A 20,440-nucleotide genomic window follows, 5' to 3' on the forward strand; every position below is an offset into this window, starting at 1 on the left:
AACGACATATCCGTTATTTTAATCAGGAGGTTGAAATGAACACAGGCCAAACGCCTGCCCGGGAATGGAACACACGCCGCAGTGAAAAAGCGCGGCGTCTGGCTTCTTTTCCTGTTGATGGCAAAGTCATTCCTACTGAAAGAGCCGTTGAAGCATTCGAAAAACTGATTGCACCGGGTGATCGCGTGGTGCTGGAAGGGAACAACCAGAAACAGGCTGATTTCTTATCACGCACGCTGGCTGAGGTGAATCCGGCCAAAATCCACGACCTGCACATGATTATGCCAAGCGTCGGTCGCAGCGAGCATCTGGATATTTTCGAGAAAGGCATTGCCCGTAAACTCGACTTCTCTTTTTCCGGTCCGCAAAGCCTGCGTATTTCTCAGCTGTTAGAAGATGGCCAGCTGGAAATCGGCGCCATCCATACCTATATCGAACTCTATTCCCGTCTCTACGTCGATCTCAGCCCGAACGTCGCGCTGATTGCCGGTTATAAAGCGGACCGCAAAGGTAATCTTTATACCGGTCCAAGTACGGAAGATACCCCTGCGCTGGTGGAAGCCGCCGCGTTTCGTGACGGTATCGTGATTGCCCAGGTCAATGAACTGGTCGATGACGAAACCGACCTGCCACGCGTCGATATCCCTGGCTCCTGGATCGACTACATCGTGGTGGCAGACAAACCGTTCTTTATCGAACCGCTGTTTACCCGCGATCCGCGCCTGATCAAGCAGGAACATATCCTGATGGCGATGATGGCGATCAAAGGCATCTACGCCGAGCATCAGGTGCAGTCGCTTAACCACGGCATCGGTTTTAATACCGCCGCGATTGAGCTACTGCTGCCGACCTACGGTGAACAGCTCGGCCTGAAAGGCAAAATCTGTAAACACTGGACGCTGAATCCGCATCCAACGCTGATCCCGGCCATCGAGAGCGGCTGGGTGGAGAGCGTGCACTGCTTCGGCGGCGAGCTGGGTATGGAAGAGTACATTCGCGCCCGTCCCGACATCTTCTTCACCGGCAGCGACGGCTCGATGCGTTCTAACCGCGCCTTCTGTCAGCTGGCCGGTCAGTACGCGGTCGATATGTTTATCGGCGCCACTCTGCAGGTTGATGGGCTGGCAAACTCTTCGACCGTTACCCGTGGTCGCCTGTCAGGCTTCGGCGGTGCGCCTAACATGGGACACGATCCCCACGGCCGACGTCATGCCTCGCCTGCCTGGCTCAATATGATCACCGAGCCTGACCCAATGCAGCGCGGGAAAAAACTGGTGGTGCAGATGGTGGAAACCTTCCAGGCCGGGGCAAAACCAACCTTCGTTGAAACCCTGGATGCCGTTGAAGTGGCGAAATCGACCGGTATGCCGCTGGCCCCGGTGATGATTTATGGCGATGACGTTACCCATGTGTTGACCGAAGAGGGGATTGCCTATCTCTATCGTGCTGAAAGCCTTGAAGAGCGCCGCGCGATGGTCGCTGCGGTAGCCGGCATCACCGATATCGGTCTTGGCGTCGATGCGGCGCGTGTCGCTGCGCTGCGTAAAAGCGGCAAAGTGGTCTATCCGGAAGATATGGGCATCCGTCGCTCTGATGCGACGCGCTCACTGCTGGCCGCCAGCAGCGTCTCTGACCTGGTGGAATGGTCGGGCGGTCTTTATAACCCACCCGCTAAATTCCGGAGCTGGTAATGAAACTCCTGTCGCAGACTCAACCCGAGGCGCAGGCCAGCCGGCTGGCGATGACAGCGCGCGATTGTCTGACCGACGAAGCGCGGCTGAGTCCAAAGCCGGGTCTGGTCGACAGCCGGGGAAACGGCGCGCATCTCGATTTAACGCTTGCCCTGATGGAGCGTTCCGCCGAGAGCCTGGTACCGACCTTCCTGGCGCTGGCCCGGCAGAGCTGGATGCGCCCGGCCGATATCGCCCTGCGCGAAACGGTGGGACGTCTGGGACGGGAAGGCGAGCAGCAGATGATGGCAGCCACCGGTGGCGTGAATACTCACCGTGGCGCTATCTGGGCGCTGGGCCTGCTGGTCAGCGCGGCGGCGATGCACGGCGGTGAAGCCAGTGCCGATCAGCTGACCCGTACCGCAGCGACGCTGGCGAGTCTGCCCGACCGGGCGGCACCGAAACTGTTCAGTAAGGGGCTGAAAGCGAGCCACCGCTATCAGGTGCCCGGCGCGCGTGAGGAGGCACAACAGGCGTTTCCACACGTGATGAAACGGGCGTTGCCGCAGCTGTTGCGCAGCCGGGCCGCCGGTGCCCGCGAAAGCGAAGCCCGCCTGGACGCACTGATGGCGATTATGACCTCGCTCAGCGATACCTGCGTGCTGTCACGCGCCGGCATGACCGGACTGGAAACCATGCAGCGCGGCGCCCGCGCGGTGCTGCTGGCCGGTGGTTGCCGCACCGCTGAAGGTCAGGCCGCCCTCGCCCGTCTGGATCACCGCATGCTGGCGCTGAACGCCTCGCCAGGCGGTGCCGCCGATTTGCTGGCCGCGACGCTGTTTGTCGACCGGATCTCTCCGGCCGCCCACCACTCTTTTAATTAGAGGTCGTTATGGAACACATCACATTATCTTTCCCTGCTAACCGCGCACTCAGCGGTAAAGCCCTGGCAGGGGTCGTTGGTTCCGGTGATATGGAAGTGCTGTACACCGCAACCGAAGGGCAAACGCTGAATATTGATATCACCACCTCACTGGATAACAGCGACGCCCGCTGGAAGGCGCTGTTTGACCGCCTGAATCTGATCAACGGCCTGCCTGCCGGACAGCTGGTTATTCACGACTTTGGCGCCACGCCTGGCGTCGCGCGCATCCGTATTGAACAGGTATTTGAGGAGGTGAGTCATGCGTAACGATGCCAGTTTTATTGAATTACGTGCCCGCGAACGCGCGCGTGCGCTGCTGGACGACGGCAGCTACCGCGAACTGCTCGACCCTTTTGAAGGCATCATGTCACCGTGGCTGGCACCGCAGGGTGTGATTCCGCAGTCAGATGACGGCATGGTGGTGGCACGCGGTACGCTGAACGGTCAGCCTGCGGTGGTGATTGCCATCGAAGGGACCTTCCAGGGCGGCAGCATGGGCGAAGTTTCCGGCGCGAAAATGGCCGCAGCGCTTGAGCTGGCCGCCGAAGATAACCGCAACGGCATCCCGACTCAGGCGGTACTGTGCCTCGAAACCGGTGGCGTCCGCTTGCAGGAGGCGAATCTGGGGCTGGCGGCGATTGCCGATATCCATGCCGCAATTGTTGACCTGCGTCGCTACACCCCGGTGATCGGCATCATTGCCGGTACCGTCGGCTGCTTCGGCGGGATGTCTATCGCGGCTGCGCTCTGCAGCTACCTGATCGTCACTCGCGAAGCACGCCTCGGCCTTAACGGCCCGCAGGTTATCGAGCAGGAAGCGGGTATTGAAGAGTATGACTCCCGCGATCGCCCGTTTATCTGGAGCATGACCGGCGGCGAAATCCGCTATGCCAGTGGCCTGGTGGACGCGCTGGTCAGCGATGGCGTCAATGCGGTGAAAACCGCGATGAACGACTTCATTGCCAAAGGCGTACCGGCGCAGCACCGCAGTGATAAGTATGCGGATTTCCTGCCGCGTCTGAGCAACTTTGATACGCGTCAGCAGGCTGATACCGCCATCATCAAACAGCTTTTCGCCCGGGAGGAAAAATAATGAGCCAGACAAGCAGCCGCGGTGCAACATGGCTGGAAAAACTCGCACCCAATGCGCAGCGCCTGAGCGGGCTGTGCCCTTCTGTTCAGGTGGCTGACGGCGAACTCAATGGCGAAAGCGTACGTTTTATCGCCGTGGTCCCGGATGCTGAAAACCACTATCCGCGTGCCGCCAGAGGCGAAGTCGGTCTGCTGGAAGGCTGGACGCTGGCGAAAGTGGTGAACGAAACCCTGGAAGCCGATAGCAACAGCGCGGTGAAACGGCCGATTGTGGCAGTCATCGATGTGCCAAGTCAGGCATATGGTCGTCGTGAAGAGGCGTTTGGCATTCATCAGGCGCTGGCCGGTGCCGCCGGAGCCTATGCTAAAGCGCGTCTGGCCGGTCACCCGGTGATTGGTCTGATCGTCGGTAAGGCGATGTCCGGCGCATTCCTGGCGCACGGCTACCAGGCGAACCGTCTGATCGCGCTCAACGATCAGGGCGTGCTGGTCCATGCGATGGGTAAAGAGTCCGCTGCGCGTATCACGCTGCGTACCGTCGACGCGCTGGAGAAACTGGCGGCGACCATTCCACCGATGGCGTATGACGTCAGCAACTTCGCCACGCTGGGCCTGCTCTCTGACATGCTGACCGTGACCGATCCTGATGCGCCGTCAGATGCCGATCTGGCGATGGTTGAGATCTCTCTGCAGAAAGCTATCGCTGATGCACGTCAGGACCCAAGCCTGAAAAACCGGCTGGGCGCTGAAAATCGCCACAGCTCCTCTCTGGTCCGCGAACGTATGCGCGCCAGCTGGTAAACCGACTACAAAACAAAAAATAAGCCTGCCGGAAACGGCCTGGACGGGGCGGATGACCGCCCCGCAATCAGGGCCGCTTTTTAGAATTATAAACATCGTGTTAGTCAAGAATTCTTCTTAAATACAGGTGATTTATGATCTATACAATTGTTCATGCTCTTGCTCCAATCTTTGTGATCATGCTGCTGGGTTTCTGGGCCGGTAAGGCCGGAATGGTTAATAATAAAGACGTTTCACTGCTCAATATTTTTGTGATGGATTTTGCGCTGCCCGCCGCCCTGTTCAGTGCGACGGTTCAGACGCCCTGGCCGGGTATCGTGGCGCAATGGCCATTAATCGTGGTGATTACCGGTGCTATGTGGATCACCTATGCGGCGGTCTATTTTACCGCGACCAAAGTTTTCAAAAAATCGCCTCAGGATGCTGCTGTCCTGACGCTGACCGTTGCGCTGCCGAACTACGCCGCGCTGGGCCTGCCGATTCTTTCCAGCGTGCTGGGTGAAAATGGTGCGACCTCACTCTCTGTTGCGGTATCGATCGCCTGTGGTTCAGTGCTGCTGACACCGCTGTGCCTGCTGATTCTGGAACGTGAAAAAGCGTTTGCTGCCGGTACCGCGCACGGTTCAACCATGACGATGTTGCCGGTGTTAATGTGGCGCTCGCTGAAAAAACCGATCGTGATGGGTCCGTTGATCGGCGTGGTGCTGTCAGCGCTGGGGGTTAAAATGCCGGATCTGGTGCTGGCGGCAATTAAACCGCTCGGCCTGGCAGCAACCGCCGCCGCCCTGTTCCTGACCGGTGTGATCCTCTCGGCACGTAAACTGAAACTGAATGCGGTAGTTGGCTTCGGTACGATAACTAAACTGTTAATTCAACCGTTTATCGCCTGGGGTCTGGTACTGGCACTGGGTCTGAGTGGTCCGGTGGCGATTACTGCGATTCTGATGATTGCCCTGTCTGCCGGCTTCTTTGGCGTGGTATTCGGCAATCGGTTTGGTGTGCAGTCGCCCGATGCCGAAGCCGTACTGTTGTTAAGTTCGATTCTGTGTATTTTATCGTTACCCCTGTTCATTACCCTGACATCCGGAATGTAATATGAGCTGTTCACCGCGTCCCCACGATCTGCTCTGGCTCAGTTCAGATCGCGCCCTGTCAGCCATCAGCGAAGCGTGGGTCAGTCAGCACTGGCATCACGCGCTGCCGGTGGTGGTCAGGCGCGATGTGAATCGTTCCGGGCTGATTCCGGTGGGTGTGCGCGGTGAAAAACGCGAACAGCGCGCTGCCGGCTGGGCAGATCCAGCCGGGATTACGCGCATCGTCACGCCGGAGATGCTGGCCGAACGGCAACATCTGTTCGATTCGCCGTTTGCGGATTACCCACCGGTAAAGGCGGCGATGGCGCTCAGCGACAGCGTCTGGCCCTGGAGCTGGGGCGTCACCGGCAGTACCGGTTACGCGCTGGCCACCCGGATACCGACGCTGCACGCTGCCAGCGATCTCGACTTACTGATTCGCGCGCCGCAGCCGCTGGCACGCGACGACCTGCAGCAGTGGCAGGCCCAAACCGAAACGCTGCCGTGCCGTGTCGATACCCAGGTGGAAACGCCGCTCGGCGCGTTTGCCCTTAACGAGTGGCTGCGTGAAGGCCGCGTGCTGTTGAAAACCGCCACCGGACCGGTTCTGACCCCCTCTCCCTGGAGCAGAGATTCCGCATGAAAATTCTTTTTACTTTTCCCGGCCAGGGCACGCAGCGGGTCGGCATGTTGCAGCATCTTCCTGACGGCGAGGCGCTGTTAAACAGCGTACGCGCCGTACTGGGTGATGAGACCGATCGGCTGGACAGTGCTGATGCGCTGCGCCATACCCGTGCGGTCCAGCTCAGCCTGCTGATTGCCGGTGTTGGCTGGGCGCGCGAGCTGATCAGACATGGACTAAAACCCGATATCGTCAGCGGCCTGTCGATTGGTGCCTATCCCGCCGCGGTCATCTCAGGCGCGCTCGATTTCAGCGATGCGCTGCGGCTGGTGGCGCTGCGCGGCGATCTGATGGAGCAGGCCTATCCGCAGGGTTATGGCCTGACCGCCATCACCGGGCTGACGCTCAGCCGGCTGGAGAAGCTGCTGGTCGACAGCAATACCTATATCGCCAACCTTAATGCGGAAACGCAGATAGTGATTGCCGGACGAGATGAGGATATGGCGCGGGTGGCGCAAGCCGCGCTGGACGCCGGGGCGAGTAAAGCCGTCAGGCTGGCGGTGAGTGTGCCTTCCCACTGCGCGCTGCTGGATAAACCTGCCGCTGAACTGGCGACCGCGTTTGAGTCTGTCCAACTTTCGCGTCCCACCTGTGCTTACCTGAGCGGTTCGACCGGACGGGTTATCTGGGAGCCAGAGAAGATTGCCGACGATCTCGCCTTTAATATGGCGCGGACGGTGCGGTGGAATGATGCGGTGATTTCAGCCAACCAGCGCGATGCCCGGCTGGCGATAGAAATGCCGCCAGGCAATGTGCTGACTGGCCTGACGCTGCAGGCGGGCTGGCAGGGCGAAGCCATCTGCATGGAGCGCAACAGCGTTGAGGTGGCGCGGCATCTGGCTAAACGGCTGAGTCAGTAAGGCTACGGGCATACATCCGCCCTTCTGCCGCCAGTGCCAGCAGGTCATGATCGCGTTCACGGCGATGTGAATAGACGATCGAAATCTGCTGGCGCATCTGATAAGGCTCGGCCAGGCTGAGCAGCTGGATATTGTTTTCGTAGACTTTTTTCATCCGGCCCGGAATCAGCGCCAGCCCGACACCGGCCTGCACCAGGCTGACCATCGAAAAGATGTCATTGACCCTGGTGACCACTCTCGGTTCAAAACCCGCTACCTGAAACGCCTCCTGAAAACCGGCATAGGTGGCAAAGCCTTCGGCCAGCGAAACAAAATCGCGATCGGCATAGTCACGCAGATCCGCCTGGCGCGTCATATCCAGCGGTTCACCGGCTGGTGCGGCGAGGAAAATGTCATCATAAAACAGCGGGACCACATCGAAGTTCGAGTCGCTGAACTCGCCGTTGTGGGTGGCGATCAGTACCGCGTCAAGAGCCTCATCCTCAAGCATGTTAAGCAGCATCTGAGTGGAGCCCATAGTGAGATCAAGCTCCAGCGTCGGCCGACGCAGCTTCATTCCCATAATCAGCCGCGGAATGGTCTCCAGCGTCAGCGAGTAAAGCGTGCCGATGCGCAGACGGCCACAGCCGACACCCGCCACCAGCCGCGCCTCCTCAATGCCTTTACCCATCAGCGCCGTCACATCGCGGCAATATTCCAGCAGCGTCCAGGCGGCGGGTAGCGGCACCAGGTTGCGTCCCTTGTGAATAAACAGCGGGCAATCGATGCCTTCTTCCAGCGTATGCAGGGCGCGGTGAACGCTGACGCTGCTCAGCTCCAGCGCTTCTGCGGTGCGGGCAATATTGCCTTTGTTCATAAACATCATGAAGACACTGAGCTTACGGAAAGTAATCTCGTGATTAATATTGTCACTCATTGTCTGCTCTGCCTGTCTGGTCAAAAGGTGAAACGCATAAAAAACCGGGCTGCATAATAACTTATGCGTCAGCCAGGCCGATATGATCTGGCAAGGCAGCCGCGGCACTTCTGCCGGGGAGTCGATCGAAAAGATCCCGGCGATCCTGCGCCATCAGGGCAGTCCGGGAAGGAGAGTGCGCGAGGCGCCGCGGTCAGGCGGGAGAGCGGAAGGTCACAGCGAATGCGGTGGCGGAGATGACCGGCGCTCACTCTGCGGCCAGGGCTTCAGCCGCAGAGTGAAATCGCGTTACAACCTTATCGGGGAGATATTCCAGATCTCATCGGCGTACTCCTGAATGGTACGGTCCGAGGAGAAGTAGCCCATGCCGGCAATATTCATCGCGGCACGCCGCTGCCATTCTTCCGGCTGACGATAAAGCGCATCCACCTTATCCTGGGTATCGACATAGCTGCGGTAATCCGCCAGCAGCTGGTAGTGGTCGCCGAAGTTGACCAGTGAATCGAACAGGTTACGGTAACGGCCTGGCTCCTGCGGACTAAAGACGCCGGAGGCAAGCTGCGTCAGCACCTGATGCAGTTCCTGATCCTCTTCGTAATACTGGCGCGGGTTATATCCCCCTTTGCGCAGCGCTTCCACCTGCGGCGTGGTATTACCGAAAATGAAGATATTCTCTTTACCGACGTGATCCAGCATCTCGACGTTGGCCCCATCCAGCGTGCCGATGGTCAGTGCGCCGTTCAGAGCAAACTTCATATTACTGGTACCGGAGGCTTCGGTACCGGCAGTGGAGATCTGCTCGGAGAGATCGGCGGCCGGGATGATGATCTGCGCCAGACTGACGCTGTAGTTCGGGATGAAAACCACCTTCAGCTTGTTCTTCACCTGCGGATCGTTGTTGATCACTTTAGCGACATCATTGATCAGATGAATGATGTGTTTGGCGACGTAGTAGGCCGAGGCGGCTTTACCGGCGAAGATATTGACGCGCGGTACCCACTCTGCATCGGGATCGGCTTTGATGCGGTTATAGCGGGTGATCACATGCAGCACGTTGAGCAGCTGCCGCTTGTACTCATGGATACGCTTAATCTGCACATCGAACAGCGCGTTCGGGTCCAGCACCACATCGAGGTTTTTCGCCACCCAGTCAGCCAGACGCCGCTTGTTCTGGTGCTTGGCGACCGCCACTTTTTCAATAAAGGCCGGATAATCGATCTGCGCCTTGAGCTCACCGAGCTGGCTGAGATCGGTACGCCAGTTGCGGCCGATCTCCTCATCCAGCACCTCAGAGAGTGCCGGATTGGCCAGCGCCAGCCAGCGACGCGGTGTAACGCCGTTGGTCTTGTTGCAGAAACGGCCCGGGAACAGACGCGAGAAATCGGCAAACAGCGACTGCACCATCAGGTTGGAGTGCAATTCAGAGACGCCATTAACCTTGTGGCTGACCACCACCGCCAGCCACGCCATGCGAATCCGGCGTCCGTCGTTCTCGTCGATAATCGAAATGCGCGACAGCAGATCCCAGTCATCCGGGTAGTAGTCCTGAATGGTTTTCAGGAAGAAGTCGTTAATCTCGAAAATGATGCTGAGATGGCGCGGCAGAATTTTGCCAATCATATCGACCGGCCAGGTCTCCAGCGCTTCAGTCATCAGCGTGTGGTTGGTGTAAGAGAAGACCTGACAGCAGACGTCAAACGCGTTGTCCCAGCTGAACTTATGTTCGTCGATCAGCAGACGCATCAGTTCAGGGATCGCCAGCACCGGGTGCGTGTCATTCAGGTGGATGGCGATTTTATCGGCCAGGTTATCCCAGGTCTGGTGCATCCGCCAGTGACGATTGAGAATGTCCTGTACGGTGGCCGAGACCAGAAAATACTCCTGACGCAGACGCAGTTCACGACCAGAATAGGTTGAGTCATCGGGATAGAGCACGCGGGACACGTTCTCGGAGTGGTTTTTATCTTCCACCGCCGCGAAATAGTCGCCCTGGTTGAATTTACCGAGGTTGATTTCGTTACTTGCCTGCGCGCCCCATAACCGCAGCGTATTGGTAGCATCGGTGTCAAAGCCAGGAATGATCTGGTCATAGGCCATTGCCAGAATTTCTTCTGTCTCCAGCCAGCGCACCTTCGCGCCTTCATGCTGCACCCGGCCACCGAACCGCACTTTGTAACGGGTATTGAAGCGCTGAAATTCCCACGGATTACCATATTCAAGCCAGTAATCCGGTGACTCTTTCTGCTCACCTTCCACAATGTTCTGTTTGAACATGCCGTAATCATAACGAATGCCGTAGCCGCGACCGGGCATCCCCAGCGTCGCCAGCGAGTCGAGGAAGCAGGCCGCCAGGCGACCCAGACCGCCATTGCCGAGGCCAGGATCGTTCTCCTCTTCCATCAGCTCGGCCAGATCCAGCCCCATCTCATCCAGCGCCTGGTTCAGATCGTCATAAATCCCCATCGCCAGCAGCGCATTGCCCAGCGTGCGGCCCATCAGGAACTCCATCGACAGGTAATAGACCTGGCGCACATCCTGCGACAGCTGAGCACGGCTGGAACGCAGCCAGCGCTCAACCATCCGGTCGCGCACCGCCAGCAGCGAGGCGTTAAGCCACTCATGCTTATTGGCGATAGAAGGATCTTTACCGATGGTAAACATCAGCTTGTAGGCAATCGAATGCTTTAAGGCATCAACCGTCAACGTTGGTGAGGCGTAAGTGAAAGGTGCATTCATATCCAGTTTTCCCAATCCGTTACATCAAACGTTGGTAGAGATCACGGTAGGCTTGTGCCGCCACCTGCCAGCTAAAATCCATCCCCATGGCCTGGCGCTGAACGTAACGCCACAGCGAAGGACGAGACCACAACACAAAGGCACGCCGGATAGCCCGCAATAGCGACCAGGCGTTAGCATCTTCAAAACTGAAACCGCTGGCGATACCGTCCGCCAGGTTCTCTAATGAACTGTCATTGACCGTATCGGCCAGGCCGCCGGTGCGACGCACCAATGGCAACGTACCATACTTCAGGCCATAGAGCTGGGTCAGACCGCACGGCTCGAATCGGCTCGGCACCACAATCACGTCCGCGCCGCCGACAATGCGGTGCGAAAACGCCTCGTGATAGCCAATCTGAACGCCGACGCTGCCCGGATGCTCGGCCGCCGCGGCGAGGAAGCCCTGTTGCAGCTCGGCGTCGCCCTGCCCCAGCAGCACCAGCTGTCCGCCCTGCGCCAGCAGGCCCGGCAGCGCTTCCAGCACCAGATCCAGCCCTTTCTGTTTGGTGAGACGGCTGATGACGCAGAACACCGGCGCCTTATCATCCACCTTCAGCCCCATCGCCACCTGCAGCTGACGTTTGTTTTCCGCCTTGGCTTCCAGCGTGTCGCGGTTATAGCGCGCGCTGAGCAGCAGGTCATGCGCCGGGTCCCAGATTGACGGGTCCACGCCGTTGAGAATGCCGCTCAGGCGGCCTTCGAGCATCCGCTGTGCCAGTAAGGTTTCCATACCATAACCAAACTCGGCCGAGGTGATTTCATGCGCATAGGTCGGGCTGACCGCCGTGACGTGATCGGCGTAGTAGAGGCCCGCTTTGAGGAACGAGATCTGGCCGAAAAACTCCAGGCCATACATGCTGAAAAACGACCACGGCAGACCAATCTCTTCCATGTGATGCGCCGCGAACAGCCCCTGATAGGCCAGGTTATGCACGGTGAACACCGATTTCGCCGGGCGACCGCGTGCCTCCAGATAGGCGCAGGTCAGGCCAGCATGCCAGTCGTGGGCATGAACAATATCCGGTCGCCACATCGCATCCAGCCCGCACGCCAGCTCACAGCCCATCCAGCCGAGCAGCGCGAAGCGCAGATAGTTATCGACGTAGGCAAACTGCGACTCATCATGATACGGACTGCCCGGACGGTCATAGAGCCCCGGCGCGTCAATCAGGTAGATGCCTACCCCGTTAAACTCACCAAACAGTAATCGCACATGTCCGGCAAAAGTATCCAGTTCTGTAACCACCTGAAGATCAGGTATGCCCTTGCGCAATGCTGGAAAAGCGGGCAATAACACCCGCGTATCCGTGCCACCCGCAATTTGTGCTTGAGGTAATGCCCCGACTACATCAGCCAGTCCGCCCGTTTTAAGCAGCGGGAAAAGTTCTGAACAGACATGTAAAACCTGCATCCTCGACCTCATTAAGTTATCAGGCACGATCCGCGTGCCGATTGCGTGTGTTCCGCTATCGCTTACTGCCCGGCCCTGGCCAGTTTAGCCAGCATGGCGCGGGTAACCAGTACGATGCCTTCATCCGAACGGTGAAACCGGCGACTGTCTTCATCAGGGTTTTCGCCGATAACCATTCCTTCTGGCAGCTCGCAGGCGCGATCAATCACACAGCGGCGCAGACGGCAGGATCGGCCAACCACCACATCGGGCAGCAGCACGGTTGAATCAATGTTACAAAACGAGTTAACGCGCACCCGGGGAAACAGCACCGAGTTCACCACCACTGAGCCGGAGATGATGCAACCGCCCGATACCAGCGAGTTCATGGTCATGCCGTGACTGCCGGAACGATCCTGAACAAACTTGGCGGGCGGCAGCGGCTCCATATGGGTGCGGATCGGCCAGGTGACGTCATACATATCCAGTTCAGGCATCACCGAAGCCAGATCAAGGTTGGCGCGCCAGTAGGCTTCCAGCGTGCCGACATCGCGCCAGTACGGCGGCGCGTTGTCGTCGTTCTGTACGCAGGAGAGCGCAAAAGAGTGCGCATAGCCCTCACCGCTCGCCACGATTTTCGGCAGGATATCTTTGCCGAAGTCGTGATTAGAGCCTGGCGTCTGCAGATCCTCTTCCAGCAACGCATAGAGATAATCGGCGTTGAAAACGTAGATCCCCATGCTGGCCAGCGCTTTGGTGTCATCGCCCGGCATGGTCGGCGGTTTTGGCGGCTTTTCGACGAAGTCGATCACCATGTTCTCTTCGTTCACCGCCATCACGCCGAACGCGGTGGCTTCATGCACCGGCACCGGCAAACAGGCGATGGTACATTTCGCCTCGTTGACCACGTGGTCCAGCAGCATGCGCGAATAATCCATCTTATAAATGTGGTCCCCGGCAAGGATCACGATGTACTGCGCCTGATAACGGCGAATCACATCAAGGTTCTGCGTCACCGCATCGGCGGTGCCGCGATACCACTGTTCGGTGGAAAAGCGCTGCTGCGCTGGCAGCAAATCCACAAACTCATTCATCTCTTCATTGAAGATCGACCAGCCACGCTGAATGTGCTGGGTCAGGGTATGAGACTGATACTGGGTAATCACGCCAATGCGGCGGATACCGGAGTTAACGCAGTTGGATAAGGCAAAGTCGATAATGCGGAACTTGCCGCCGAAGTGCACCGCCGGTTTGGCGCGTTTTGCCGTCAGGTCGACCAGGCGTGTACCGCGTCCACCGGCGAGGATCAGAGCAACCGTTTGTGTAGGGAGCTGGCGCGCCAGCATCAGGTGTTCTGTTCTATCTAATTTAACCATGTCTGACTCCTTATGATTGCTTTTGGAACACGCACACACCGTGTGCGGGACCATGCCAGACAGTTAACAGGATGGGGTTGTCGTCCCCGGCGAAAGGAGGAAGGGCACGCCATTCTCCGTCTGGTAAGACGATGTCATTCACCGAGTCCGTGGCGTTTATTGTTATTAACCAGCGGCCGGACAGCAGGATCTGCAATCTGTGCGTTCCCTGTGCCCATTCATCGTGTTGCAGTGGCTGACCACCGGCATTGAGCCACTGCACATTGCCATCACCGTCCTGCCACCAGCGATCCGCCGTCAGCGCCGGAATGCGCTGACGGAGCTGAATCAGGGCGGCGGTGAATCCAACCAGTCCTTTCTCGTCCGCCTGCCAGTCAAGCCAGCTCAGGGCGTTGTCCTGACAGTAGGCGTTGTTGTTGCCGTGCTGCGTATTGCCGCGCTCATCGCCCGCCAGCAACATCGGCGTGCCCTGCGACAGCAACAGCGTGGTGAGCAAACCGCGTACGCTGCGGCGGCGGCGCTCAATCACATCGAAGCTGACACTCAGCCCCTCTTTGCCGTGGTTGTGACTGTAGTTGTCGCCGTGCCCATCACGGTTATCTTCCCCGTTGGCTTCGTTGTGCTTGCGCTCGAAGCTCACCACGTCCCACAGCGTGAAGCCGTCGTGCGCAGTGATCAGGTTGACAGTGGCGTGTGGCAGCCGGTTCTCATGCTGAAAAAGATCGCTGGAGGCGGCAAAGCGGCGGGCAAACTCGCCGTTGCTTAACGCGCCGTGCAGCCAGTAGCGTCGTGCGGTATCGCGGAACCGATCGTTCCACTCGGCAAACGGCGCAGGAAAATGCCCAACCTGATAGCCGTTGGGGCCGATATCCCAGGGTTCGGCAATCAGCTTGACCTGTGACAGCACCGGACAGGCGCGTATCGCTTCAAACAATGGCGCATCGCGCTGGTAGTCGGGCGTACGGCCCAGCACCGGAGCCAGGTCAAAACGGAAACCATCGACGTGACAGACCTGCACCCAGTAACGCAGCGCATCCAGCGCCCACGCCATCACCTGTGGATGATGCAGATTGAGCGTGTTGCCGCAGCCGGTCCAGTTCTGGTAGTCGCCCTGCTCATCCAGCCAGTAGTAGCTGGCGTTATCGATGCCGCGCAGTGAAATTGTCGGGCCGATGACGTCCAGCTCAGCGGTGTGGTTAAACACCACATCCAGCAGCACTTCGATGCCCGCCGCGTGCAGGTTTTTAACTGCCTGCTGAAACTCCTGCAGCGGCGTCAGCCCATCCTGACCCGAGGCATAGCGCGGATCGACGGCCCACAAGGCAAACGGGTTGTAGCCCCAGTAGTTGCTCAGCCCCAGCTGAAGCAGCCGCGGTTCACTGGCAAAATGGGCAATCGGCAGCAGCTCAATCGCCGTGATGCCGAGCCGACGCAGGTAATCCACCATAACAGGATGGCCGAGCGCCGCGTAAGTGCCGCGCAGCGTTTCCGGAATTTCCGGATGCTGGCGGGTCAGGCCGCGCACGTGCGCCTCGTAAATTACGGTGTTGCCCCACGGCGTGCGCGGCGCGACATCGTCCTGCCAGTCAAAATCGTCGGCGACCACCCGCGACTTTGGCGCGATGGACGCGCTGTCATGAGGATCGGGTGCGTCAATGCCGCCATGAAAGCGGGGATCGTCCGGGACATCACCGTCAACGGCGCGGGCGCAGGGATCGACCAGCAGCTTAGCCGGATTAAAGCGATGGCCCTGCTGCGGAGCCCAGGGACCGTGTACCCGATAGCCGTAGCGCTGTCCCGGCTTGAGTCGGGGTACATAGCCATGCCAGATATCCCCGCTGCGGCCAGGCAGATCCATACGCTGCTCCACCCCGTTTTCATCAAACAGGCAGAGCTCGACGCGCCCGGCATGTTGCGAAAACAGGGTGAAATTGACGCCTTTGCCATCGTAACTGGCGCCAGGCGGCTGCGGATCGCCGGCCGTTATGGTCATTCGCCCTCCCGCACCAGCCACAGGGTCGCCAGCGGCGGCAGGTTGAGACTCAGCGACTGCGGTCGCCCATGACTCGGCTGCTGATCGGTATGCACGCCGTGGTTGCGCACGTCGCTGCCGTGATACTCATGCTGGTCAGTGTTCAGCACTTCGCGCCACCGGCCCGGCTGATTGACGCCAAAGCGGTAACCCGGACGCGGCACCGGCGTAAAGTTACTGACCACGATCACTTCATTGCCTTCACGGTCGCGACGGACAAAGGCAAACACCGAATGTTCCGCATCGTCGACCACCAGCCACTCAAAGCCCTGCGGATCGAAGTCGAGCTGGTGCAGCGGCGTATAGTGCTGATAGGTATGGTTGAGGTCGCGTACCAGACGCTGCACGCCGTGGTGCCAGTTGTCGCCGCCCTCCAGCAGATGCCAGTCAAGGCTGACGTCGTGATTCCACTCGCGGCCCTGAGCAAACTCGTTGCCCATGAACAGCAGTTTCTTGCCGGGGAAGCCCCACATCCAGCCGTAATAGGCGCGCAGGTTGGCGAACTTCTGCCAGGCGTCACCCGGCATACGGTCGAGAATGGAGCGCTTGCCGTGCACCACTTCGTCATGTGACAGCGGCAGGACAAAATTCTCGGTGTAGTTGTACATCATGCCGAAGCTCATCAGGTTGTGATGATAACGGCGATGGATCGGATCGAGCTTCATGTAGTCGAGCGTGTCGTGCATCCAGCCGAGGTTCCATTTGAACCAGAAGCCCAGCCCGCCGCCCTCGGTCGGGCGCGTCACGCCAGGATAGTCGGTTGACTCTTCCGCCATCGTCACCGAGCCGGAAGCAACCGTGCCCAGCGTGCGGTTGGTGTAGCGCAGAAACTCAATCGCTTCGAGGTTTTCACGTCCGCCATACTGGTTCGGCACCCATTCGCCTTCAGCGCGGCTGTAGTCGCGGTAGATCATCGACGCCACCGCATCGACGCGCAGACCATCGATGCCAAAGCGTTCGACCCAGTAGAGCGCATTGCCCGACAGGTAGTTGCTGACTTCACGCCGGCCAAAGTTATAGATCAGGGTGTTCCAGTCCTGATGAAAACCTTCACGCGGATCGCTGTGTTCATACAGCTCAGTGCCGTCGAATTTCGCCAGACCGAAGTCATCGCTCGGGAAGTGGCCCGGCACCCAGTCCAGCAGTACGTTCAGGCCGGCGGCGTGAGCGCTATCGATAAAGGCGCGGAACTCATCACGGGTACCAAAGCGGCGGGTTGGCGCATACATGCCCAGCGGCTGATAACCCCAGCTGCCATCAAACGGATGTTCGTTGATCGGCAGCAGTTCAATATGGGTAAAGCCCATCTCTTTAACGTAGGGCACCAGCTGCTCAGCCAGCTCTTTGTAGCTCAGCCAGAAGTTATTATCGGTGTGGCGTCGCCATGAACCGAGATGTACTTCATAAATAGAGATTGGCGCATCGAAGGCGTTGGCCGCTTTGCGCTCCTCTTTCATCTCGATCGCATCCGGCAGGCCACAAATCATTGAGGCCGTTTGCGGGCGCATCTGCGCTTCAAAAGCGAACGGGTCCGCTTTGATACGCAGCTCGCCGTTGGCATCAATGATCTCAAACTTGTACAGCTGACCATTTACCGCACCTGGCACAAACAGCTCCCAGATGCCCATCTCTTTGCGCAGACGCATCGGATGACGGCGGCCATCCCAGAAATTGAAATCACCCACTACCGATACGCGACGGGCGTTCGGCGCCCAGACGCAGAAACGGGTACCGGTAACGCCATCGATCACGTCACCGTGCGCGCCCAGCGTTTCGTAGGGACGCAGATGGGTCCCTTCAGCCAGCAGCCACAGATCCATCTCCCGCAGCAACGGGCCAAAGCGGTAAGCATCATCGATCAGGTTCTGCTGGCCGTGCCAGTTCACCGCCAGCTGATAGCGGAAACGGTTTTTGCGGCGTGGGATCACACCGCTGAAAAAGCCGCGTGCATCTTCGCACGCCAGCTGGGCAAGTTTACGCCCGGTGGAGGTTTCAATAACCCACACTTCCAGCGCTTCGGGTAACAACGCCCGGACTTCCAGGCCTTGCTGAGTCTGGTGCATCCCCAGTAACGCAAACGGATCGGCATAATTACCTGCAAACAGGGCGTTGATCGCATCGCGATCGGGAAGCTCTGACATGACTTTCTTCCTGTGATAGTTGGCAGGCGAAATGAACGCGACGCAGCCTGTCACGCTTCACATGCGCTGCTCTTTATTGAGCCATACGTACGACGACAAAAGGCATCTGGCCATTCCATGGGAAAAGGTCTTTGCCGTGTACAACAACCATTTAGTCCGGAAAGCAAAACAGTCAACTCGCGGCACATCATGGTTAAATCATAGCTTGGTAGCGGCAGTTGCCATGGTTGAAACCAAAAAATTATTCATCGACCGGCAAAAAAGGGAAGCTGATCACTTTGTAAGCGAAACGGCAGGTTGTTTCGTGTACGACAGGGACAAAAAAACCGGGTAAAAACAATGATTATTTTCATTTATGCTGCCTGCAATATCCCGACTGATGAAGCAACATTTTTCATCGGATCGGAAATGTGTCGCTGATGCCGACCCCTGTCAGACGCCAGGATCAATGAGAGCAGACGACGGTTAAGAAAAGCTACCTGATAATGAGCTGTAAATCGATGGTTAACAGCATGTTTCTGACATGAACAGAATCACGCCATAAAAAGGGTAAGAAGTGAATCTGCTTCACGATCTTAAACTTTGCCCGAAATAGCCGTACATCTGTTTTTTACTGTGCATTAGCATGCAAATACACATTGTCAGAGGCCAAAGGATTGCTATGGCTTTACAAGGAAAGTTTGTAATCAATAACGCTGATTATTCCCCACTCATTTTTCCAGGTTTAGGCACATTTTTAGCTTTTTCTGGTAATGGTATCTACCGTAATAAAGGTGGCTGCGGGATGATAATCAATAAGGGGCCATTACCTGCCGGATATTACTACATAGTTGACAGACCTTCTGGAAATTGGGTCAATAGCGTCAGAGCATGGGCTATTGACGAAATAAAAAGTGCATTTAAGTATCATGTTGATCATTCAGAATGGTTTGCCCTTTTTCGTGCTGATAGCATGATCGACGATAGCACTTTCTTTAGGGGTGTAGTCCGGGCGAGTTTCAGACTTCATCCTGGTCAGGTCTCAGAGGGCTGCATTACGCTGGCCTGGCAATCAGACTTCAACATGTTGAGGAATGCTCTGTTAAGAACGTCCAAAATCCCGGTTCCGGGCACAGACTTAAAAGCCTATGGCACTATTGAGGTCATCACTTATGGCGACACTTGCCCATAAATCAGGGAAGGTAGCCTTCTTCCTTCTGCTTTTAATTTTCGTGGGCCGGGCTATGGGTGAACCCTATAACTGGATTCACTATGATTTCGTTTTAAAGCTGGGAAGTATGCTTTATGGCCCTGGGGAAATTGGAGCAGAGGCAATAGATGATACGTATTTCTATATTAGTTTCCTCACTAACATAGTTATCACTACAGCACTTTTTTCCATAACAATGAAGTTAATCAGAAAAATAAGGAGATGATGACATGCCAATTCCTGCTTATATGTGGCTCAAAGATGATGGCGGTGCTCATATTGAAGGCTCTGTTGATGTCAGGGATCGCGAGGGCAGCATTGAGATTGTTGGTTTCAGTCATGGGCTGAATATTCCTGTAGACAGCACCAACGGCAAGATTACCGGTAAGCGTTCACACTCACCGATGATGATCGAAAAGGAGTTTGATAGCTCAAGTCCTTATCTTTACAAGGCGGTAGCTACGGGGCAGACGCTGAAAAGTGCGGAAATCCGTTGGTATAGAATCAACTATGCAGGACAGGAAGAGTGTTACTTTGTCATGACTATCGAGGGGGTAAAGATTACTGGTGTGAATCCCGGTATGCCAAACGCTAAAATGTCAGGTAACGCGCAAATTAATCATATGGAATCGATATCCATGATGTATGACAAAATCACATGGCGTTATGTTGATGGAAATGTGCAGTATACCGATGACTGGAATGTACGGGCATAGAGCATCGGAAAGAAACGCGTAGCTGAAAGAGATTAATGCGGAAAAAACACCTGAAAAAATATAATGACATGAATTTATACTCATCGCTGCAGCGCTAAAGTGGCATACCAGTATCATCGTATAGGTAGTCTATTTCAGAAAGAAACTCGCAGACATTACCTTCACTCCAAACATTGCTGCCTGTAATGACGCAACTATTTTTTTACTTTACCAACTCTGCAAACACAAAGAATTAACATTCTAAAGAATGAATAATTCATTCAGTTTTGAACATCATCACACTTTGGAAATGAAGCGGTGAAAGTTAAAACAAAATGATTGAAAGCAAGAGGAGTTAGTCGTATCTAAACAAAAGACATCAATTAAGATGTCTATATTAATAAGGAAATTAACAATGGCAAAACATTGGTCAGGGCAACCATGCCCTAAGACTGGAACTTATGGTCAGTATCATGATACTGACAATTCATACGCAGGAACTGCCTATGACCGCCATGTAAAAAAAGATGATCCATTCCCGCCATGCAAAAACAATCATCACTATAAAGAAAAGTGATACTGAATAGAAAAAGCCCCACGGGGCTTTTTCTTTTTAACCACTGTATTACATCCTTAGTGACCACCACACCATCATTCTCATGCCGTCAAATGCATTAGCTTCTCAAAAAGCCTGCATTGCGTATGTTTGATAAATGATGATTTGTTGACGATTAAGACCTCAATGAGAGTGTTGGCAGATTCAGTCTGACGAATTCAATTTTTAAGACGCTATCTGCCCCGTTGAGCAGCGATGCAATGT

General features: G+C 56.6%; 18 protein-coding genes. 12 read left to right on the forward strand and 6 right to left on the reverse strand.

Annotated features, from left to right (window positions below; translation table 11 throughout):
- The first annotated feature begins 35 nt into the window (after nucleotides 1–35).
- The 8 genes from mdcA (at nucleotide 36) to mdcH (ending at nucleotide 7,103) form a co-directional block, all read left to right on the forward strand.
- Complete coding sequence (mdcA, locus tag WFK59_RS18470) at nucleotides 36–1,691, forward strand: malonate decarboxylase subunit alpha (protein ID WP_262287781.1); 1,656 nt, start codon at nucleotides 36–38, stop codon at nucleotides 1,689–1,691.
- Complete coding sequence (locus WFK59_RS18475) at nucleotides 1,691–2,554, forward strand: triphosphoribosyl-dephospho-CoA synthase (RefSeq protein WP_233986897.1); 864 nt, start codon at nucleotides 1,691–1,693, stop codon at nucleotides 2,552–2,554. Before mdcA ends, WFK59_RS18475 begins: the two co-directional genes overlap by 1 nt.
- 8 nt (nucleotides 2,555–2,562) lie before the next feature.
- The gene (gene mdcC, locus WFK59_RS18480; protein ID WP_233986896.1) at nucleotides 2,563–2,862 is read left to right on the forward strand and encodes a malonate decarboxylase acyl carrier protein; all 300 of its coding nucleotides are present in this window, start codon (nucleotides 2,563–2,565) and stop codon (nucleotides 2,860–2,862) included.
- On the forward strand, nucleotides 2,855–3,688 hold the full coding sequence (locus tag WFK59_RS18485) for a biotin-independent malonate decarboxylase subunit beta (RefSeq protein WP_336756756.1): 834 nt from the start codon (nucleotides 2,855–2,857) through the stop codon (nucleotides 3,686–3,688). Before mdcC ends, WFK59_RS18485 begins: the two co-directional genes overlap by 8 nt.
- Complete coding sequence (gene mdcE / locus WFK59_RS18490; RefSeq protein ID WP_233986894.1) at nucleotides 3,688–4,488, forward strand: biotin-independent malonate decarboxylase subunit gamma; 801 nt, start codon at nucleotides 3,688–3,690, stop codon at nucleotides 4,486–4,488. The genes WFK59_RS18485 and mdcE overlap by 1 nt, the downstream gene beginning before the upstream one ends.
- A 134-nt stretch (nucleotides 4,489–4,622) precedes the next feature.
- Nucleotides 4,623–5,582 carry an AEC family transporter gene (locus WFK59_RS18495; RefSeq protein WP_336756758.1) on the forward strand — a complete coding sequence of 320 codons (960 nt, stop codon included), beginning with the start codon at nucleotides 4,623–4,625 and terminating at the stop codon, nucleotides 5,580–5,582.
- 1 nt (nucleotide 5,583) lies between these two features.
- Nucleotides 5,584–6,204 (forward strand): malonate decarboxylase holo-ACP synthase, encoded by a 621-nt coding sequence (locus WFK59_RS18500; RefSeq protein WP_336756759.1) that lies wholly within the window; start codon nucleotides 5,584–5,586, stop codon nucleotides 6,202–6,204.
- Nucleotides 6,201–7,103: a malonate decarboxylase subunit epsilon gene (gene mdcH, locus WFK59_RS18505; RefSeq protein WP_233986891.1), complete on the forward strand. Its 903-nt coding sequence runs from the start codon at nucleotides 6,201–6,203 to the stop codon at nucleotides 7,101–7,103. Before WFK59_RS18500 ends, mdcH begins: the two co-directional genes overlap by 4 nt.
- Here mdcH and WFK59_RS18510 read toward each other — a convergent pair.
- From WFK59_RS18510 to glgB, 6 genes are all read right to left on the reverse strand, one after another.
- Nucleotides 7,084–8,019: a LysR family transcriptional regulator gene (locus WFK59_RS18510; RefSeq protein WP_336756761.1), complete on the reverse strand. Its 936-nt coding sequence runs from the start codon at nucleotides 8,017–8,019 to the stop codon at nucleotides 7,084–7,086. The two genes, mdcH and WFK59_RS18510, sit on opposite strands and share 20 nt — an antisense overlap.
- A 288-nt stretch (nucleotides 8,020–8,307) precedes the next feature.
- Nucleotides 8,308–10,755 carry a glycogen phosphorylase gene (gene glgP, locus WFK59_RS18515; protein ID WP_336756762.1) on the reverse strand — a complete coding sequence of 816 codons (2,448 nt, stop codon included), beginning with the start codon at nucleotides 10,753–10,755 and terminating at the stop codon, nucleotides 8,308–8,310.
- Between the two features lie 19 nt (nucleotides 10,756–10,774).
- Entirely contained in the window at nucleotides 10,775–12,208 is a 1,434-nt protein-coding gene (gene glgA / locus WFK59_RS18520) for a glycogen synthase GlgA (RefSeq protein WP_233986888.1), read from the reverse strand.
- Between the two features lie 62 nt (nucleotides 12,209–12,270).
- Complete coding sequence (gene glgC, locus WFK59_RS18525; protein WP_233986887.1) at nucleotides 12,271–13,563, reverse strand: glucose-1-phosphate adenylyltransferase; 1,293 nt, start codon at nucleotides 13,561–13,563, stop codon at nucleotides 12,271–12,273.
- A 10-nt stretch (nucleotides 13,564–13,573) separates the two neighbouring features.
- Entirely contained in the window at nucleotides 13,574–15,556 is a 1,983-nt protein-coding gene (gene glgX, locus WFK59_RS18530; RefSeq protein WP_336756763.1) for a glycogen debranching protein GlgX, read from the reverse strand.
- On the reverse strand, nucleotides 15,553–17,736 hold the full coding sequence (gene glgB, locus WFK59_RS18535) for a 1,4-alpha-glucan branching enzyme (protein WP_336756764.1): 2,184 nt from the start codon (nucleotides 17,734–17,736) through the stop codon (nucleotides 15,553–15,555). Before glgB ends, glgX begins: the two co-directional genes overlap by 4 nt.
- Nucleotides 17,737–17,767: 31 nt before the next feature.
- Here glgB and WFK59_RS18540 point away from each other — a divergent pair, with 31 nt between their 5' ends.
- From WFK59_RS18540 to WFK59_RS18555, 4 genes are all read left to right on the forward strand, one after another.
- Nucleotides 17,768–18,070 carry a hypothetical protein gene (locus WFK59_RS18540; RefSeq protein WP_233986884.1) on the forward strand — a complete coding sequence of 101 codons (303 nt, stop codon included), beginning with the start codon at nucleotides 17,768–17,770 and terminating at the stop codon, nucleotides 18,068–18,070.
- Between the two features lie 327 nt (nucleotides 18,071–18,397).
- Complete coding sequence (locus WFK59_RS18545) at nucleotides 18,398–18,907, forward strand: DUF2778 domain-containing protein (RefSeq protein WP_336756766.1); 510 nt, start codon at nucleotides 18,398–18,400, stop codon at nucleotides 18,905–18,907.
- A 248-nt stretch (nucleotides 18,908–19,155) separates the two neighbouring features.
- The gene (locus tag WFK59_RS18550) at nucleotides 19,156–19,641 is read left to right on the forward strand and encodes an Hcp family type VI secretion system effector (RefSeq protein ID WP_336756767.1); all 486 of its coding nucleotides are present in this window, start codon (nucleotides 19,156–19,158) and stop codon (nucleotides 19,639–19,641) included.
- Nucleotides 19,642–20,035: 394 nt separating this feature from the next.
- The gene (locus WFK59_RS18555) at nucleotides 20,036–20,197 is read left to right on the forward strand and encodes a hypothetical protein (protein WP_336756769.1); all 162 of its coding nucleotides are present in this window, start codon (nucleotides 20,036–20,038) and stop codon (nucleotides 20,195–20,197) included.
- The last annotated feature ends 243 nt before the right edge of the window (nucleotides 20,198–20,440 follow it).

Origin of the sequence: Pantoea sp. USHLN298 (assembly GCF_037149395.1) — a bacterium.
Taxonomy (GTDB): domain Bacteria; phylum Pseudomonadota; class Gammaproteobacteria; order Enterobacterales; family Enterobacteriaceae; genus Pantoea; species Pantoea astica.

What these genes read in the sequence shown, in the direction of transcription:
- WFK59_RS18540 (WP_233986884.1), top strand. Translation starts at nt 17,768, where the DNA reads ATGAACGCGACGCAGCCTGTCACGCTTCACATGCGCTGCTCTTTATTG.
- glgB (WP_336756764.1), bottom strand. Translation starts at nt 17,736, where the DNA reads ATGTCAGAGCTTCCCGATCGCGATGCGATCAACGCCCTGTTTGCAGGT.
- WFK59_RS18485 (WP_336756756.1), top strand. Translation starts at nt 2,855, where the DNA reads ATGCGTAACGATGCCAGTTTTATTGAATTACGTGCCCGCGAACGCGCG.
- glgP (WP_336756762.1), bottom strand. Translation starts at nt 10,755, where the DNA reads ATGAATGCACCTTTCACTTACGCCTCACCAACGTTGACGGTTGATGCC.
- mdcE (WP_233986894.1), top strand. Translation starts at nt 3,688, where the DNA reads ATGAGCCAGACAAGCAGCCGCGGTGCAACATGGCTGGAAAAACTCGCA.
- WFK59_RS18545 (WP_336756766.1), top strand. Translation starts at nt 18,398, where the DNA reads ATGGCTTTACAAGGAAAGTTTGTAATCAATAACGCTGATTATTCCCCA.
- WFK59_RS18500 (WP_336756759.1), top strand. Translation starts at nt 5,584, where the DNA reads ATGAGCTGTTCACCGCGTCCCCACGATCTGCTCTGGCTCAGTTCAGAT.
- WFK59_RS18555 (WP_336756769.1), top strand. Translation starts at nt 20,036, where the DNA reads ATGGCAAAACATTGGTCAGGGCAACCATGCCCTAAGACTGGAACTTAT.
- WFK59_RS18510 (WP_336756761.1), bottom strand. Translation starts at nt 8,019, where the DNA reads ATGAGTGACAATATTAATCACGAGATTACTTTCCGTAAGCTCAGTGTC.
- glgA (WP_233986888.1), bottom strand. Translation starts at nt 12,208, where the DNA reads ATGCAGGTTTTACATGTCTGTTCAGAACTTTTCCCGCTGCTTAAAACG.
- mdcA (WP_262287781.1), top strand. Translation starts at nt 36, where the DNA reads ATGAACACAGGCCAAACGCCTGCCCGGGAATGGAACACACGCCGCAGT.
- mdcC (WP_233986896.1), top strand. Translation starts at nt 2,563, where the DNA reads ATGGAACACATCACATTATCTTTCCCTGCTAACCGCGCACTCAGCGGT.
- WFK59_RS18550 (WP_336756767.1), top strand. Translation starts at nt 19,156, where the DNA reads ATGCCAATTCCTGCTTATATGTGGCTCAAAGATGATGGCGGTGCTCAT.
- mdcH (WP_233986891.1), top strand. Translation starts at nt 6,201, where the DNA reads ATGAAAATTCTTTTTACTTTTCCCGGCCAGGGCACGCAGCGGGTCGGC.
- WFK59_RS18475 (WP_233986897.1), top strand. Translation starts at nt 1,691, where the DNA reads ATGAAACTCCTGTCGCAGACTCAACCCGAGGCGCAGGCCAGCCGGCTG.
- glgX (WP_336756763.1), bottom strand. Translation starts at nt 15,556, where the DNA reads ATGACCATAACGGCCGGCGATCCGCAGCCGCCTGGCGCCAGTTACGAT.
- glgC (WP_233986887.1), bottom strand. Translation starts at nt 13,563, where the DNA reads ATGGTTAAATTAGATAGAACAGAACACCTGATGCTGGCGCGCCAGCTC.
- WFK59_RS18495 (WP_336756758.1), top strand. Translation starts at nt 4,623, where the DNA reads ATGATCTATACAATTGTTCATGCTCTTGCTCCAATCTTTGTGATCATG.